Source organism: Falsirhodobacter sp. alg1 (assembly GCF_000739715.2).
GTDB lineage: Bacteria > Pseudomonadota > Alphaproteobacteria > Rhodobacterales > Rhodobacteraceae > Falsirhodobacter.
In genome coordinates, this window is the sequence record NZ_BBJC02000122.1 from 1 (window position 1) to 504 (window position 504).

Consider the following 504-nt stretch of genomic DNA (forward strand, 5'->3'; position numbering starts at 1 on the left):
ATGTGGGAATTTGCCATGATCGTCTCCTTGTTGAACGGCGCGCCGTTTTTCACATGTTTTGGGGCGGGAATATCAGCAGATCGCGGGCATTCCATCCGATTGTCACCGCTGCTCCCCGATCATGGGGGGCATGCCCAAGCGGGTCATGGTGATAGATCTGCAGCGCCGTTGCGAGGCCCGGCACCGCAACGAAATAGAGCAAACGCTCTCCTTCGAAAATCGTATCGGTGACGGTGCCCTGAAGGGTGGTATCGCATGAAGCAAGATCGGCCGCAGTGGCCATTCTGGCCGTGGGCCTTGCGCTGGCTGGTTGCAACCGGATGAACCCGGGGACATGGCTGAACGGCGGCGCGGATTCGCCGCGGCCCGAAGATGCACCACCTGCCGCCGCCGTTGTCGTGGATACCCGCCCGCTTATCGCGCAGGTGCAATCGGTATCGATCGCCCYWMCCCGACCGGTGCCATCGTTCGCGCATCCGGCATCGCCGCAGCACCGGGCTGGTA

General features: G+C 62.5%; 1 protein-coding gene and 1 pseudogene. One reads left to right on the top strand and one right to left on the bottom strand.

What is annotated here, in order from left to right:
- Positions 1 to 49 precede the first annotated feature (49 nt).
- Positions 50 to 283 (bottom strand): TOBE domain-containing protein, encoded by a 234-nt coding sequence (locus TR36_RS16250; RefSeq protein WP_045394500.1) that lies wholly within the window; start codon positions 281 to 283, stop codon positions 50 to 52.
- On the opposite strand from TR36_RS16250, the pseudogene TR36_RS16255 reads away from it, so the two are divergent.
- Positions 276 to 504: pseudogene (locus tag TR36_RS16255) on the top strand (hypothetical protein); the annotation flags it as partial. The gene TR36_RS16250 and the pseudogene TR36_RS16255 overlap by 8 nt on opposite strands.

Coding starts and splice junctions, on each gene's coding strand:
- TR36_RS16250 (WP_045394500.1), bottom strand. CDS start 283: ATGGCCACTGCGGCCGATCTTGCTTCATGCGATACCACCCTTCAGGGC.